This window comes from Cognatundibacterium squillarum (assembly GCF_014652435.1).
GTDB lineage: Bacteria > Pseudomonadota > Gammaproteobacteria > Burkholderiales > Burkholderiaceae_D > Undibacterium > Undibacterium squillarum.
On the sequence record NZ_BMYU01000012.1, the window covers coordinates 16,693 to 29,963 of the forward strand.

The window sequence follows — 13,271 nt, forward strand, 5'->3', positions numbered from 1 at the left end:
CCCAAGTGACCACCCAATATTTTCTCTGCACAGACAGGAAGCCCGCGCGCGAATGACCCACAGCGGCAAAGTCCCGGGAAGGACCCAGACCCATCACCGCCGCATTGTTTTGATCGCGGCATCCCATGCCGCCCTGAATTCTTTTTCGTAGACATCGACCGATGCCTGCCGCACCACGTCACCGAACTTATAGCGCGGCTTGTAGTTTGCTTTGGTAACGAAGACCAGCTGCGGCAGGATTTCCTTTTTGTCTTTTGACCGCATTGCGATCAGCTGGATGTCTGGCCGCGACTTTGCGGTCAGCACAAAGTAATTACCGCCCAGACCTTTCGCGATCTTAGTAATCTCAGCGCGTGACAGATTGCCCGCAGCATTACGCTTTGCCGCTTTGCCGCCGAACGCGAACAAGCCGGTTAAAGTCTTACCGAAGCGTTCTTCAAACGGTTTGAAATCCCGCTTACCGCCGAAGACTTGCGGCGCTAAGTATTGCGCCTGATCGTCCTTAACAAACACAGCAGCGGTCAGCGTGGCTTTATCTGCCGGTCTGAATGCAATCGCTCTGCGTGTGAATGACGTGGGCGAATCAAACGCGCGGTCAATCTCTTCTGTTGCCGCTTGCCTGCCAGCCCTTGCGGTTTGCGTCAGTGCGCGCGCGGTTGCGAATGGCAGCTGACTTTGCGTGATGCTGTCGATGGTCGCCACAATCTCTGCTGCACCTTTAACGGTAATAGTGATCATGCCAACCTCACTGCAGACGTCTGCAAATAAAAAAACCCGCTGCCACTTCTGACAGCGGGCAAGCCCACCTCAACATCAACAACAAACCAACCGCACCAAAGCAAAAGCCCCGCAACTTTGCAGCTGCAGGGCTTCGTTTTCTTCGGACGTGCGCGTGCCCCCATCTGGGAGCAGCGCAAGTCACGGAAGTCACACCGGAATCAAATTTTCAAATCGAATCATAACTGCAAAATTAATAAAGTACAACACTACTTGATATCAAGTCTGCTTTTTAACTCACGCTTAGCCGATGCCATAACAATCAGGTGCTGACGTCCACGCATATTCATCTTGTTGCGAATCTTATTCATGCAGTAGCCGGTTATATAGTAGAGGCGCAAAATCTCTTTGTGCGTATATAGCGGAAGGCTGCGCCACGCTCTCTCCACTCGCTCCGCGTCCAGCAACATTTCCGCCCTGTTCACTTCCTTCTCAATAGAAACAACCAGCGCCGGTACAGGCTTGAACAGGTTTTCACTAATAGCCAGCTGACGCTCCAAACTCTGCTGATACTGGTAAAAACGCTGAACCCAAAACGGCATATCGGCTGGCTTTGCATAAATAGCGAAGTCACGACCATTCATGCCGCGCACCATACCCCAGTTATGCAGCCGGTCTTCCAGCGCATAATCAAGCGATGGCGCTCGCTTAGCACCGGCCATCACTCGGTTTCCCGCCTGATCAAACCCCGCCCTTTCCATCGCCACAGCCACCGGATCACGCTGCACGCTTGCCGCTCTCACTACTCTCTTCTGTTGCATAAGAAACCTTTCTCAGTATTGTTCTCAATCGCTCTGCACGTTGCAGCGCTTCATCAAAATTCGTCACATCCACCACATTCACTTCATAACCCAGCGTTTTTACAAACTCAGCCGCTTTCAGCATCCACGGCGGGTCTGCGCACCGCACCAGCCTGTCCTGCTCACCCCAGTGGCAAATGTGGTTCGTTACTGGCGGCGTACCGAATGACAGATAGTTCTCAGCATTCCAGAACAATCCCGGCTCACCAGCCAGCGCACAGCGCACCAGCCAGTCTGCGCGATCCCTTCCCTGTTGCTGCCTTAACTGAACAATCATGCGCGCTGTTTGCGGCATCAAAACCTTTACACTCACTTTCAAACCCTCCACACTCTCAAGCAATCCTCAATAAGAAAAAACCTATACAGCAATTATGTTTATGGACACTATTGATACTATTGATAGATAGAATTAAGGTTTATAAAAATTACTAAGCCTAAAAAATCCCTGACGCAAAAAGCACTTAAAAAATATAAGTAAAATCACTACGCGTAAAAAACCGGAAAACATCTGTGCATAACGTCCAAACCGTCCACAAAACCCCGTCGTTATTGCGTTTAATCACATGGACACCTGTGCATAAACTGTCAATCTGGTTCACTGATACCATCCATGCGGCGACGATAAGCACGTAAAGCACCGTCAAACAGATTCGATGTCGCTGTGATATGCGCTTCTTTCGTCACGCCCTCTGGCTGCTGTCCACTAATCCAGTAGCACGTCAGCTGCCTTTTACTTGCTCCCTCAGTCACCATCACAGGGATGGCGCGCATATCGGCACTGCCTGCACGCTTTACATCACGGCCAAAACGGGCTTGGGAAGGCGGGAAACGCTCCCCCTGCAGCGCGCACCAGCGCAGGAATGCGTCATAAAGCTGCTGTGCTGTGCAGCAGATGTAAGGAACTGGCAAACGCTGTTCTGCCCATTCGCGATAAAAACGCTCTGTCGGAGACAAGCCCAGCTCGATCAGATCCATTTTTGCTTCGGTCATCAGCGGCTTTGTGTGCGCGTTGAAATCGCCCAGCTCCAGATTCAGCAGAAAGTGATAGAACGCTTCCGTGCCGCCGCTTTCCATTTCTGCAGCAGCCGCGCTGTAAAACTCTGGTCCCAGCTTCGGCGGCGTCCAAACCACCATATAGCGGCGGTCTGTCTTATCCAGCGCGAGTGGCTGGGTTTCATTCGATAAGAAAACAAAATTGATGTGATTCCGCTCTTCGCGCGGCGTCAGGTTCTTCGGATTGATCTGTATGGTTTCATTCGCCGTGATCTGCTTTAAACGGCCTTTCAGCTGGCGCATTTCAGCGCGCGTCACAACTTCATCGCAGACCATAAAAAGCTTTTGCGACGCCCACTCATTGAACTGAGATTCAATTTCCTGATTGCCGATCACAGACGCATACTTGCCGTAAATCTGTTTCACGCACTTTTCAAAGAACAGGTTTTTGCCTGAGCCTTCGTCACCGTGCATCACGATTGCCGTGGCCATCTTTGCACCAGGGTTTTGCAGCGGATACGCGATCCATTTCAACACCCACTCAAACGTGTCATCGTCACCGCACAAATGGCGCAGCAGCAGCAAAATCTGATTGCACTCACCCACCACCGGCTTCATTGCAAAGCCATCAAACAGGTTCAGATGCGTTTTTGGGTCTACTGAATATGTCGGGTCAAACACAAGGTTCTCACGCGGAACCATCTTCCGATCAGGGCAGTTCAGCCACGTTTTCACAACGTCAGGCGTAAAAGCAAGGCGCAGAGGGCCGATCTTTAACAACTCGCGGCGCTCACCGTCAAACACTTCGTCGCTGCCGTAAATCAGCGTGAAGCTGTCCACCAGCCGCCCCACCTTCGTAAAGAAATCATCGTCAAAATCCGCGCGCTTGCCGCCCTTCCCCCCGCCTGCGGGCGCAGGCTTTTGTTTTTCGACTTTCTTCTGATCAATCGAGCGACGCTCAGGGCTGGAAAGCCACGCCTGATAATTTTCTTTACCAACCGCCGCAATAAACGCCTGTTTTTTAAAGTGAATATCGTTCAGTTCGTCATAAACGTCTGTTGTGCCGATCACCAGTGCGCAATTGCGCAGAATCACTTCCAGCGGATAAATCGCCTCCGCCTTTACTGGCTCATTTTTATCCGCATCATCTGCAGAATCGCGGACATGCGGCGCTCCAGCCGCACTGAAATCCTCCTGCCCTTGCGGGGGGGAAGGGGCGCGCGCAAAATCCTGCGGTTGCTCCGCAACATCGGGGGGAAGGGGAAAATCCGCAGCTGTATCAGCTGCAGCATTATCTGGCGCTGCTATCGCAGCGAAAATTTGAGAAGCAACTACACCAGCGCCTTCAGCGGCCTGCAGGTCATTAAAGTCCGTCCATTTCTTACCAGTACGATCAGTAAAGCGCGGATACACCACCACTGCATTACCCACCGCATCGGCGGCTGCATGCGATTTTGTCCGGCCAGCATTCAGAAACTGCTCAGCCTTCACCAGACTGGCTTTCTGCACCTTCGCCTGAATACCCGGCACACCATGCGCATCCTGCAGTAATTCCGCATGCACAATCACATCATGCCCCTGCGCACACTTCAGCACCTGTGGCATCGGGCTGGCCAGATCAATCACCGGCGCAGCAACACCCCAAAACGACTGCAGCCGCTTCAGCATGCGCTCTTCCAGCTGATAGTCATCGTCAGCCAGAAAGACAATGCGCGCCGATGGGAACAATGCGCGCACCTGCTTTGCCACATCCAGCAAACTGCCCGCATCAAATGCCACTACTGCCGGATGCTGGCCAGCCTGCACCGCATAAGCACTGGCGCACGTTGCATATCCTTCGCCGATGTAAATAAGGTCTGTTGACGCAAAAGGACCGATCACAAAACCAGCACCGGCTTTTTCCATGCCACTGCTGAAGCGTTTTTCGCCCGCTGCATCAATCTTTTGCAAGCCCTGCACACGCAGGCCAAAGCCCGCATTTTCAATAAACGGGATCAGCAATTCGTTTTTGCCGTTCACGCGCAAGCCATACGATTCGACCTGTTTTTTCAGCAGATACGGATGGCCGGACATCGATGCAACCGTCTGCGCATCCTTCCACTCCTGCCCCGCACGATTCGCCGCGCGCCGCGCTTCGTCAGCCCGTTTTTCTGCCTGCACTTTCTCTGCTGCAGCCAGACTGCGGCGCATTTCTGCGCGGTCAGCCTCGGTCATTACTTCAGTGTCAGACTCAAAATCTATCGCGCCGTTATCGTCGCCGTGCCAGCAGCCGAAACTGCCCTGCAGCACTTCGCGACCACTTTTCAGCGTCACAGTGCGCGCAACGTACCACCACTTTTTCTGTGGTCCGAACCGATGCACTTTACCGCTCAGCACAGGATGACCGTCCGGCAGCTTCGGCGCTCCAGCTGCCTGCATCTGGTCAACAATCTTTTCTTCAAAACGCATCAGTCCACCCCACCCGGCAGACGGCATTCACTGCCCATGCGCGACGGGATACTTCTGTAATCCAGCGCACCGGGGCGCACTGGCGCTGGCGCGCGCAGCTTCGCCACATCCAGCGGCTTGAACGGACGAACCGCACGCGGCGCAGCTACCTGCCCGACATAACGCTCTTTTTTGGGCTGCTGCACTTTCCCGAATTTCAGCGCATAGGCTTTTGCTTTATCCGTAGCAATCAAAAAGCACTTAGAACGCACGTTCACCAAGCCCAAATCCTGCAGCGGCATCAGCACATTGCGCCGGAACGCATCTGCGCTGCAGTGCTTTGTTTCCAGCACGGCACGGACATCATCGATAGACAACATCGCATCCGGCGCTGCGCATATCTGAAAAATTGCGATCTGTGCCGCGCTGCCAGCGCGTGGATAGTCAAGACTTCCCATGTTTGCCTCCCTTAATTTGCTCAATAAAACGCTTCTTCAAAATCGAAAAAATCACATCCACCTCTGCATGCACCGCATCACGGTCGCTTTCCAGCGCTGTCAGCTCTTTGCCAGTCAGCACACCGTCTGCCAGCGCGCCAATTACATCCGTCACAAAATGGCCGCTCTCGCTCATAAACTCAGCCAACCGCTGCTGCATTTCCGCTTCACTGAGACTCAGCACCGCATGCGGCACAAACGACCCGCCAGATTCAGCTGCAACGGCTTCGGCGTAATAAGCTTTCCCCGTCAGCGCTTGCAGTTCCATCCACTGCGCATGGCTCAGTGCCTGACCGCGCTTCTCATAAAGCCGGTTACGCAAGCCCTCCTGCGTCAGTCCCAGCGCCAGTGCCGCTGCAGCCATGCCGCCCGCTTCATTTATCAGCCGCAGACCTGCTTCACGTTTGTTCACACAAAACCTCTTTTTGGGTGGCATTCAGCTGCAAAACTGTTTCTTAGAATCAGCACAAACAAAACGGAGCCAACCATGTGCCGCTACGAAAACCAGCCCGCTCAAAAACAACTGAATGAATTACTGAAAAAAAATGACTACCTGCAAAGCTGCTTCAACAGCCAGCGAATCGCCTTCGCTGAAGCCCTCGCTGCCATCGTCAAGGCCGTGGTCGCGGTCAATCCCGAACTGGCTGCACCGCTTGCCGCATCGATCAATGAAATCGGAGAAGGATTCACAGACAGCGGCCCCTCTGTTCGAGGGGATCGCTCTTTATTCGCACGCGCCATGCGAGACAGCCTGCAGCGCGCTACCGGGGGGAATGGATGATGAATCACTGTTCTTTTCCTTCGCCCTGCACTGATTTCTGTTTAGCGTCCTTAACAAAAATTTCAGGACGCAAAAGCATCAAATATCGCAGCTGGGCTTTAGGAATTCCCTTCGTTCGCCACTGCGAAACAGCGCCCTGCGTGACATCGCATAGCTCAGCTGTATTTTTCGTCCCGCCCAGACGGTCGATGATGTGATTGGTATCCATGCACAAACTTTAGCACACTTAACTTAGTTTTGTGAAGCGCACTAAACTTTTGAGGAATTAGAATGCAGGACATGAACACGTTAAAAGAACGATTAGAAGAAGTCATGTCAGAGCTAGGCATGCGGAAATCATCGGAACTGGCCAGCTATTGCGGCGTTTCCGCAAGTCTTGTCGCCCAGTGGTTTTCCGGCACAACAAAGCTCGGCTCAAAGCCGCTCAAAGCACTGGCAAAGACACGTTTCAATATCGAATGGATTGCAGATGGCACACTGCCAAAATATCGTGCAGGCGCACCGGCGCAGGTCGAAGCACTGCCAGTGGCGACACCGGAAGTGTTTCTGGTCTACGCAACAAAGCGCGAATTAAGTCTGCTTAGCAAATTCAGAGAAGCCACGCATTCAGGCATGGAACTGATCGAAACAACGGCTGACGTAGCCGAAAAAGATGGTAGAAAAATAAGAGAAGTGAAGCGCGGTTAAGTAAAAATCTGTCGCATCCGGTACAAAATAACCGAATTCGACAGATTTTTTGTCTTACAGAATGCTGCTGCGTATATTCGGCAGCATGAGCAAGATTGCACACAATATCGACATAGCGATGCGGATCGCGCATATCAAATCGCAGGCAGAATTACACCGATTGTCAGGAATTCCGGCCACATCAATCGCACGCATTCTGAAGGGGCAAGCCACCCCATCCATTGAAAATCTTGCAAAAATCGCACAAGCCTGCAAAACAACGACCGATGCGCTTATTTTCGGAACACACGGCAGCAGCAAAGAAATCACACACTTTCCGCTGATATATGTCACCCAGAGAGAACTGACAATCCTGCATCAATACAGGCAAGCCAATTCGATGGGGAAGACGCTTATCGAGACAGCCGCAGAAACTGCCGAAAAAGCCCCCTCCACACTGGCTTAATTTTTTCCTGCTACAAGCTTCAACCGCACCTCGCGCACCACCTGCTCCGGCTTTCGCGGTTTTTTAGCCGTCCACGCGCGCACCAGCTCCATCAGCTGGCCCAGCGCGGCGCGATCCGTCTTTGGAACTATTTCTGCGAATTCGCGTATTACTTCTTCATCAGTCATTAAAGCCCCTGTTGTAACAATGTTTATCAGTTGAAACAATATAAATGAATAGCACCACGGATTTACAGTCTAAAACGGAAAACGTATTTTCTATTTTGGAAAATATGCTTTAACCATTGTTAAACGTAATAATTCTGCATTTCAACTATCTGTTGAATTACAGAAACTATTTGCTGAGGCTCAATGCAAGACCCCAGCATGAAAAACTATACCGTCGAAGAATTCCAGTTACTTGTCGCAATTACCGAAGAGCATTCATTTAGCTCAGCAGCCTCACGCCTTTCAATTGACAATTCTGTGCTGAGTAAAAAGCTCAATAAGCTGGAAGAAAAAGCAGGCACAAAACTGGTACACCGACCAGGCAGACCGTATCGACTTACTCACGCTGGCGAAAGACTTCTCACTACCGCAAAAAAAGTATTAGAACTGACAGAAATGGCAAACAGAGATATCGAAGCGATGCGTCACCAACATCATTTAACGATCATTTCAAATCCCAGCATCGCCATCATTGATGTAGCCCCCGCACTCAAAATCCTGCGCGAACAATTGGACGTCAGCGTGAAACTGATCGACGGAAATTTTTCAGAAATAAAATCCGCAGTCCTCACCGGCAAAGCGGATATCGGCCTACTCACAGAAAACCCGCACCATGACGGGCTGCGATTTTTTGACTACAGATCAGACCGGCTGTGCCTGCTTTGCCCGATCTCGCACGACCTATCGTGGCGCGAATCAGTCAAGCTAAAAGACATCGGAGAGTATGAGCTAATCGGCGCATCAGCCGCGCGTCAGATTAACCAGTTCTTAGAAATCAAAGCAGCAGACGCAAAAGTTACGCTGAAGTATGTCATGGAAGCCGATAATTTCGACTTGCAAGCGCACTTAGTCAACCAATGCGGCATACCCGCGATCATGCTGGAAAGCTTAGCGCGGCAGTGGGCAAAAGCCTTCAATATCCGCGCAATCCCAATCAGCGAAAAGTGGGCGACTGGTAAGTTTTTCGCATGCGTACCAGACATTTCAACACTCTCACCCGCCACGACCAGCCTGCTGGAAATCCTTTGCGCCCGAAAAAAATTTACATAACTTCGACGGATGCAACCCTGCAAGCCACGGAATCTGCCTGAGAATGCAATCCCGGAATCATTAACCGCTGAAACCGATGATCTTCAGCCGGGGCAATGCCTTCATATAACGTGCCACTAATCCGCCCCAGCTCCGTACCACTACGCGCGGACACCGTGCAATTGATGACAGGGTCTTTCACCGGGAACTTACTGGCATTAGTAATAACCCCGCTTACCACAAGAACCGTGCCAAACCCGCTTTTTTCCATGCTCCACTTTTTCAGCTTCACTTCGTTTTGCGCCTGCACCTTCGGATCAATCGCCACCGGCGCAACACTGCCATCACTTGCGCCATTTGTACCCACGACAGCTTTATAAATCACCATCGCAAAAACACCCAAGATAATCATCCCACCGATACCGATATTCGTAACCGGATGATTTATTCCGCAGTGCGGGCAAACCTTCGCTTTATCGCTCACCTCTTCGCCGCACTCCCGGCAGTTTTTCAGCGCCATACATTACCTCGCGTAAATTTCCACATAATCAAGATTGTATTTTGTCAATAACTTAGTGCGCTTAATTTTTATTGCTTGATTTTATTTAGTGCGCTAAACTCCAAAAAACTTAGCTGACTTAACTTTTTTGGAGGCTTTTATGAAAACCGAGTTTTCCGCAGTTAAAACCAGTATCACCTTCGCAATGCTGCTTGCCGCCTACAGCTGGGCAGCTGGCGAACAATTCGATGCCGAAGCCAAAGCCGCAGAAGCAACCAGCAATGCCATCTACATCGAACAGATGGATGCAGCAGACCGCCGCCGCGAACGTCAGGCAGAAATCGTGCTGGCGGCAGCAGACGCAGAACAAGCAACTTTGCAGACGTCTGCAAAATGAAGGTCTGCATCCTGCCCAGTGCGGACGAAATGCGCCAAGCGCACCGCGAACTGTCTGTCAAAAAAACGCTGGCAGATGCGCTGAACGACCCCGCACTAAAAATAGTCATCCGCAACCGCGCGCAGCAAATTGCGCGCAGACGGGAAAGATTCGACCCGGCAGCAAGAAAGGCGCGCAACGATGAATAAAACCATCAGACCAGCGCAGCCCAGCCCGCAGCTGTACGCGCGCCGGATGCAGTCCGGCCTGTATCTGGATAACGAAGACGGGCTGCAAAAGCGCTGCGCCTGCTGCGGCGAACACTGGCCAGCCGACACGGAATTTTTTCAGAAACGCGCAGGCGGCGACGGACTGGACAGTCACTGCAAAGACTGCCGCAACACCCAAACAGCAATAAAAAAACAGGAGAGAAAGCATGGATATGGAAATACGCATTAATGAAATATTCCCCAGCAACACCAACCGCACGCACTTCTCAGAAAGCAACCTGAAAGAACTGGCCGAAAGCATCAAGCAAAAAGGCTTAATACAGCCCATCATCGTCAGACGAATTGAACCATCCGGCCAGCTCCTGAAGGCATTTGAAATTGTCGCAGGCGAACGCCGCTGGCGCGCGTCGAAGCTGGCAGGACTGAAAGAAATTAAATGCACCGTCCTCCAGCTAACCGACAAAGAAGCGCAAGAACTGCAGATTATTGAAAACCTGCAGCGCGAAAATCTGCACCCGCTGGAAGAGGCGCAAGCATTCCAGCTGTACATGATGAAACACGGCGCAAACGTGGATGATGTTGCCCGCACGTTTAACAAATCCAAACAGTACGTTTACGCCAGCTTAAAACTTTGTGACCTGAACGTTGATCTGCATGCCGACTTTTTGAGCGGCGACATCGATGCAAGCACTGCGCTGCTGATTGCCCGTATCCCAAACCCCAGCCTGCAGAAGCGCGCGCTGCCAGAAGTCAAGGGCATGAGTTTTCGCGCAGCAAAAGAACATATCCAGCAACGCTTTCAGCTGAATTTAGCAAAAGCGCCGTTCGATATTACCGATGCAAAACTGACCGAAGCAGGCAGCTGCAAACGCTGCCCAAAGCGCACCGGCAACATGCCAGATGCGGAAAAAGGAACAAGCAAAGACCTCTGCACAGACCCGGATTGCCACGCTGAAAAATCCGCAGCAAACCTGCGCAAAGTGACAGAGCAAAAAATCAAAGATATGGAAAAGCAACAGGCCAGCACCCCAGCACCTGCTGTATCCGACGAAAAGACCATCACTATCGGCGGCGCAACACTGACCGCAACAACAAAAGACGCCTACGCAGACCGCTTGGCACAAGTCGATGGCTTACTGAAACCAGCCCAAGCTGCAACAGCTACCGCACCTGCCGACGACAAGACCAAGCAACGCAACGAACGCAGCGAAAAGCTGTTCAACATCCTGCGCAAAAAATTAATCGGCAGCGATCTGCTTTTTGACGTGATTTTTTCTGCGCTGCACCTCGGCCATCGCCCGCATATGCACTTACCGGAATTCGTCAAACCGCACTGGCCAGAACTGGACATGATGAATATCAATGCTCTGAAGCCAACAGAAAAAAGTCGCCTGTGCGCTGATTACTGCCTCGCAGTGCATTTGCCACAACCACATCACTCATACACAACCGGCGACGCCATAGACCACCCGCTGATCACAAAACTGATTAACGAATTTCAGATCGATCTGACCGAGCCAGAACCAGCAGCACCTGCAACCGCTGCGCCAACAAAAAAAACTTTGTCACTGAAAAAATAACCCGGAGAACAACATGAAAACACCTGACCCGATCAATTCCATAAAAAAACCAATTCGTCTTGAAAACTACATCGACAAAGACGGCACAAGCATCAATAAAAAAGCCCTTATCTATGCGGCATGTATCCTATTACCAATCTTAACGATCATGGCCAGCATAGTCATTATCGCGTACGTATCGACACGCCACACCGAACCAGCAGAAATTATCGGGGGATCGCTGGCAACTGATCTGAAAACCGGCTGTCAGTATGTCACTACATTGACAGGCATCACTCCGCGAATGAATGCAGACGGAACCCAAACATGCCTGACGGTGCAACCATGAAAACATCTGACCTGATCAAATCCGCAATCTCGCTGGCCATCGTCATCCTGTTGACTTACGTCATTTTCGATCTTGGCCGCGACACAAAAACCGTCGCCCTAACCTCTGCACCATCAGTCACCTGCAGCGACGGATACCTGCACAGCGTCACCACCAGCGGCGACAAGCACCAGATCACCGACGATGCTGGCCACGGCATCAAGTGCAAAGCCTGACCCTGTAAAGCCGCTTCTGTTTGACCCGTTTTTCGCATAAATCAAAAAAAATGATACGCTATTTAACTATCGCTAAATTTTCCGAATTCTCTGGCTACAGTGAAAACGCAATTCGCACAAAGATTCGCGATGGACTTTGGCCAGAAAATGCAGTGTGGAAACGCGCGCCGGATAAGCGCATTTTGATTGATAAAGAAGGATATGAAGAATGGGTAGAGACGGGAGCGGCGTTAAAAGTGCGTCGCAAAGCAGTATCGAAATCACCTTCACCTATCGCGGCCAGCGCTGCCGCGAAAGGCTCCCGCTCAAGCCCACCCCCGCTAATCTGAAACGGGCAGAGCAGCACCGGGCGGCAATTCTGCACGCTATCGCGACAAACTCCTTCGACTACGCATCAACATTCCCCCACTCTAAGAACGCCGCCAAATTCGCAGACATTCAAGGCGACGTTCTCTTCCTCGAAAACTACCTCGAAAAATGGCTGGACAGCCGCAAGCCGGAACTCAAAGCATCCGGCTATGACGGATACCGGAAAATCATTTTCGGCAAACTAATACCGGCCTTCGGACACCTGCGCCTGACCGAAATTAAGCGCAGCCACATCCGTGAAGCGCTCAGCCAGCAGACATGCTCAAACAAAACGCTGGCCAATATTCAAAGCCCCCTCCGCAAAGCATTAGACGACGCCCTGAATGACGATCTGATTGAATCGAACCCGCTGGCAGGCTGGACGTACAGCAAACTGGATGCACCTGCGAAACGGGTAAAAATTGACCCGTTTTCCAAAGAAGAACAAGCGGCCATTCTGGAAGCTGCCACTGGCCAAGTGCGCAACCTTGTCCAGTTCGCCCTGTGGACTGGCCTGCGCACGTCCGAATACGTCGCGCTTGACTGGTCAGACGTGGACTTTATGCGCGGCGTCATCATCATCGATAAAGCGCTGACACAAAAAGCCACCGAAGCGGAAACCACAAAAACCTTTTCTGGCCAGCGCGAAGTGAAGCTGCTAGGTCCTGCGCTCGATGCGCTGAACGCGCAGAAGCAATTCACGTATCTGGCCGGAAAAGAAGTCTTTCAAAACCCAGCAACCGGCGAACGCTGGACGGGCGACCAGCCGATCAGAAAGCGCATGTTTGAACCGCTACTGAAGCGCGCCCGCGTCCGCTATCGCAACCCATACCAGACGCGCCACACATACGCATCTATGATGCTAAGCGCCGGAGAGCATCCAATGTGGGTCGCGAAACAAATGGGGCATTCAGACTGGACAATGATCGCGCGCGTGTACGGAAAATGGATGCCTGACGCTGACACCCAAGCAGGAAGCCGCGCAGAACAACTTTTCGGGAATGACAACAATAAGACAACTAACCTGCGGAAACCCGCATGAATACTGGGTTT

Annotated in this window: 19 protein-coding genes; 9 read left to right on the forward strand and 10 right to left on the reverse strand. The window is 51.7% G+C overall.

Annotated elements, in window-relative coordinates:
• Positions 1 to 93: 93 nt before the first annotated feature.
• The 6 genes from IE092_RS17475 to IE092_RS17500 all read right to left on the reverse strand — a co-directional run bounded on the left by IE092_RS17475 (position 94) and on the right by IE092_RS17500 (position 5,906).
• Positions 94 to 738, reverse strand: a complete 645-nt coding sequence (locus tag IE092_RS17475) for a hypothetical protein (protein WP_189358781.1) — start codon at positions 736 to 738, stop codon at positions 94 to 96.
• A 248-nt stretch (positions 739 to 986) separates the two neighbouring features.
• Positions 987 to 1,538 carry a hypothetical protein gene (locus tag IE092_RS17480; RefSeq protein ID WP_189358782.1) on the reverse strand — a complete coding sequence of 184 codons (552 nt, stop codon included), beginning with the start codon at positions 1,536 to 1,538 and terminating at the stop codon, positions 987 to 989.
• A complete protein-coding gene (locus IE092_RS17485) occupies positions 1,495 to 1,854 on the reverse strand; it encodes a hypothetical protein (protein ID WP_189358784.1) in 360 nt (119 codons plus the stop codon). The genes IE092_RS17480 and IE092_RS17485 overlap by 44 nt, the downstream gene beginning before the upstream one ends.
• Positions 1,855 to 2,162: 308 nt before the next feature.
• Entirely contained in the window at positions 2,163 to 5,018 is a 2,856-nt protein-coding gene (locus IE092_RS17490; protein WP_189358786.1) for a DUF5906 domain-containing protein, read from the reverse strand.
• Positions 5,018 to 5,455, reverse strand: a complete 438-nt coding sequence (locus IE092_RS17495; RefSeq protein WP_189358788.1) for a hypothetical protein — start codon at positions 5,453 to 5,455, stop codon at positions 5,018 to 5,020. Before IE092_RS17495 ends, IE092_RS17490 begins: the two co-directional genes overlap by 1 nt.
• Positions 5,442 to 5,906 carry a YmfL family putative regulatory protein gene (locus IE092_RS17500; protein ID WP_189358790.1) on the reverse strand — a complete coding sequence of 155 codons (465 nt, stop codon included), beginning with the start codon at positions 5,904 to 5,906 and terminating at the stop codon, positions 5,442 to 5,444. The genes IE092_RS17495 and IE092_RS17500 overlap by 14 nt, the downstream gene beginning before the upstream one ends.
• 75 nt (positions 5,907 to 5,981) lie before the next feature.
• Here IE092_RS17500 and IE092_RS17505 point away from each other — a divergent pair, with 75 nt between their 5' ends.
• Positions 5,982 to 6,275 (forward strand): hypothetical protein, encoded by a 294-nt coding sequence (locus tag IE092_RS17505; protein WP_189358793.1) that lies wholly within the window; start codon positions 5,982 to 5,984, stop codon positions 6,273 to 6,275.
• Positions 6,276 to 6,279: 4 nt separating this feature from the next.
• Here IE092_RS17505 and IE092_RS17510 read toward each other — a convergent pair whose 3' ends face one another.
• Positions 6,280 to 6,483, reverse strand: coding sequence for a helix-turn-helix domain-containing protein (locus IE092_RS17510; RefSeq protein WP_189358795.1), 204 nt, complete (start codon positions 6,481 to 6,483; stop codon positions 6,280 to 6,282).
• 62 nt (positions 6,484 to 6,545) lie between these two features.
• Between IE092_RS17510 and IE092_RS17515 the strand changes: the two genes are divergently transcribed.
• Positions 6,546 to 6,962, forward strand: coding sequence for a helix-turn-helix domain-containing protein (locus IE092_RS17515; protein ID WP_229793245.1), 417 nt, complete (start codon positions 6,546 to 6,548; stop codon positions 6,960 to 6,962).
• A gap of 85 nt (positions 6,963 to 7,047) precedes the next feature.
• Entirely contained in the window at positions 7,048 to 7,407 is a 360-nt protein-coding gene (locus IE092_RS17520) for a helix-turn-helix domain-containing protein (RefSeq protein ID WP_189358799.1), read from the forward strand.
• Here the strand turns inward: IE092_RS17520 and IE092_RS17525 are convergent.
• Positions 7,404 to 7,574, reverse strand: a complete 171-nt coding sequence (locus tag IE092_RS17525; RefSeq protein ID WP_189358801.1) for a hypothetical protein — start codon at positions 7,572 to 7,574, stop codon at positions 7,404 to 7,406. The two genes, IE092_RS17520 and IE092_RS17525, sit on opposite strands and share 4 nt — an antisense overlap.
• Positions 7,575 to 7,772: 198 nt before the next feature.
• Between IE092_RS17525 and IE092_RS17530 the strand changes: the two genes are divergently transcribed.
• Positions 7,773 to 8,663: a LysR family transcriptional regulator gene (locus IE092_RS17530; protein ID WP_189358802.1), complete on the forward strand. Its 891-nt coding sequence runs from the start codon at positions 7,773 to 7,775 to the stop codon at positions 8,661 to 8,663.
• Here IE092_RS17530 and IE092_RS17535 read toward each other — a convergent pair.
• Positions 8,656 to 9,162, reverse strand: a complete 507-nt coding sequence (locus IE092_RS17535) for a zinc ribbon domain-containing protein (RefSeq protein WP_189358804.1) — start codon at positions 9,160 to 9,162, stop codon at positions 8,656 to 8,658. The genes IE092_RS17530 and IE092_RS17535 overlap by 8 nt on opposite strands.
• A 139-nt stretch (positions 9,163 to 9,301) precedes the next feature.
• Here IE092_RS17535 and IE092_RS17540 point away from each other — a divergent pair, with 139 nt between their 5' ends.
• Positions 9,302 to 9,538, forward strand: coding sequence for a hypothetical protein (locus tag IE092_RS17540; RefSeq protein WP_189358806.1), 237 nt, complete (start codon positions 9,302 to 9,304; stop codon positions 9,536 to 9,538).
• A 105-nt stretch (positions 9,539 to 9,643) separates the two neighbouring features.
• On the opposite strand, the gene IE092_RS17545 is transcribed toward IE092_RS17540, so the two are convergent.
• Positions 9,644 to 9,973, reverse strand: a complete 330-nt coding sequence (locus IE092_RS17545) for a hypothetical protein (protein WP_189358808.1) — start codon at positions 9,971 to 9,973, stop codon at positions 9,644 to 9,646.
• On the opposite strand from IE092_RS17545, the gene IE092_RS17550 reads away from it, so the two are divergent.
• The 4 genes from IE092_RS17550 to IE092_RS17565 all read left to right on the forward strand — a co-directional run bounded on the left by IE092_RS17550 (position 9,954) and on the right by IE092_RS17565 (position 13,260).
• Complete coding sequence (locus IE092_RS17550; protein WP_189358810.1) at positions 9,954 to 11,327, forward strand: ParB/RepB/Spo0J family partition protein; 1,374 nt, start codon at positions 9,954 to 9,956, stop codon at positions 11,325 to 11,327. The two genes, IE092_RS17545 and IE092_RS17550, sit on opposite strands and share 20 nt — an antisense overlap.
• Before the next feature lie 13 nt (positions 11,328 to 11,340).
• The gene (locus IE092_RS17555) at positions 11,341 to 11,655 is read left to right on the forward strand and encodes a hypothetical protein (protein WP_189358811.1); all 315 of its coding nucleotides are present in this window, start codon (positions 11,341 to 11,343) and stop codon (positions 11,653 to 11,655) included.
• The gene (locus tag IE092_RS17560) at positions 11,652 to 11,870 is read left to right on the forward strand and encodes a hypothetical protein (RefSeq protein WP_189358813.1); all 219 of its coding nucleotides are present in this window, start codon (positions 11,652 to 11,654) and stop codon (positions 11,868 to 11,870) included. The genes IE092_RS17555 and IE092_RS17560 overlap by 4 nt, the downstream gene beginning before the upstream one ends.
• A 208-nt stretch (positions 11,871 to 12,078) precedes the next feature.
• Positions 12,079 to 13,260, forward strand: coding sequence for a tyrosine-type recombinase/integrase (locus IE092_RS17565; protein WP_189358815.1), 1,182 nt, complete (start codon positions 12,079 to 12,081; stop codon positions 13,258 to 13,260).
• The last annotated feature ends 11 nt before the right edge of the window (positions 13,261 to 13,271 follow it).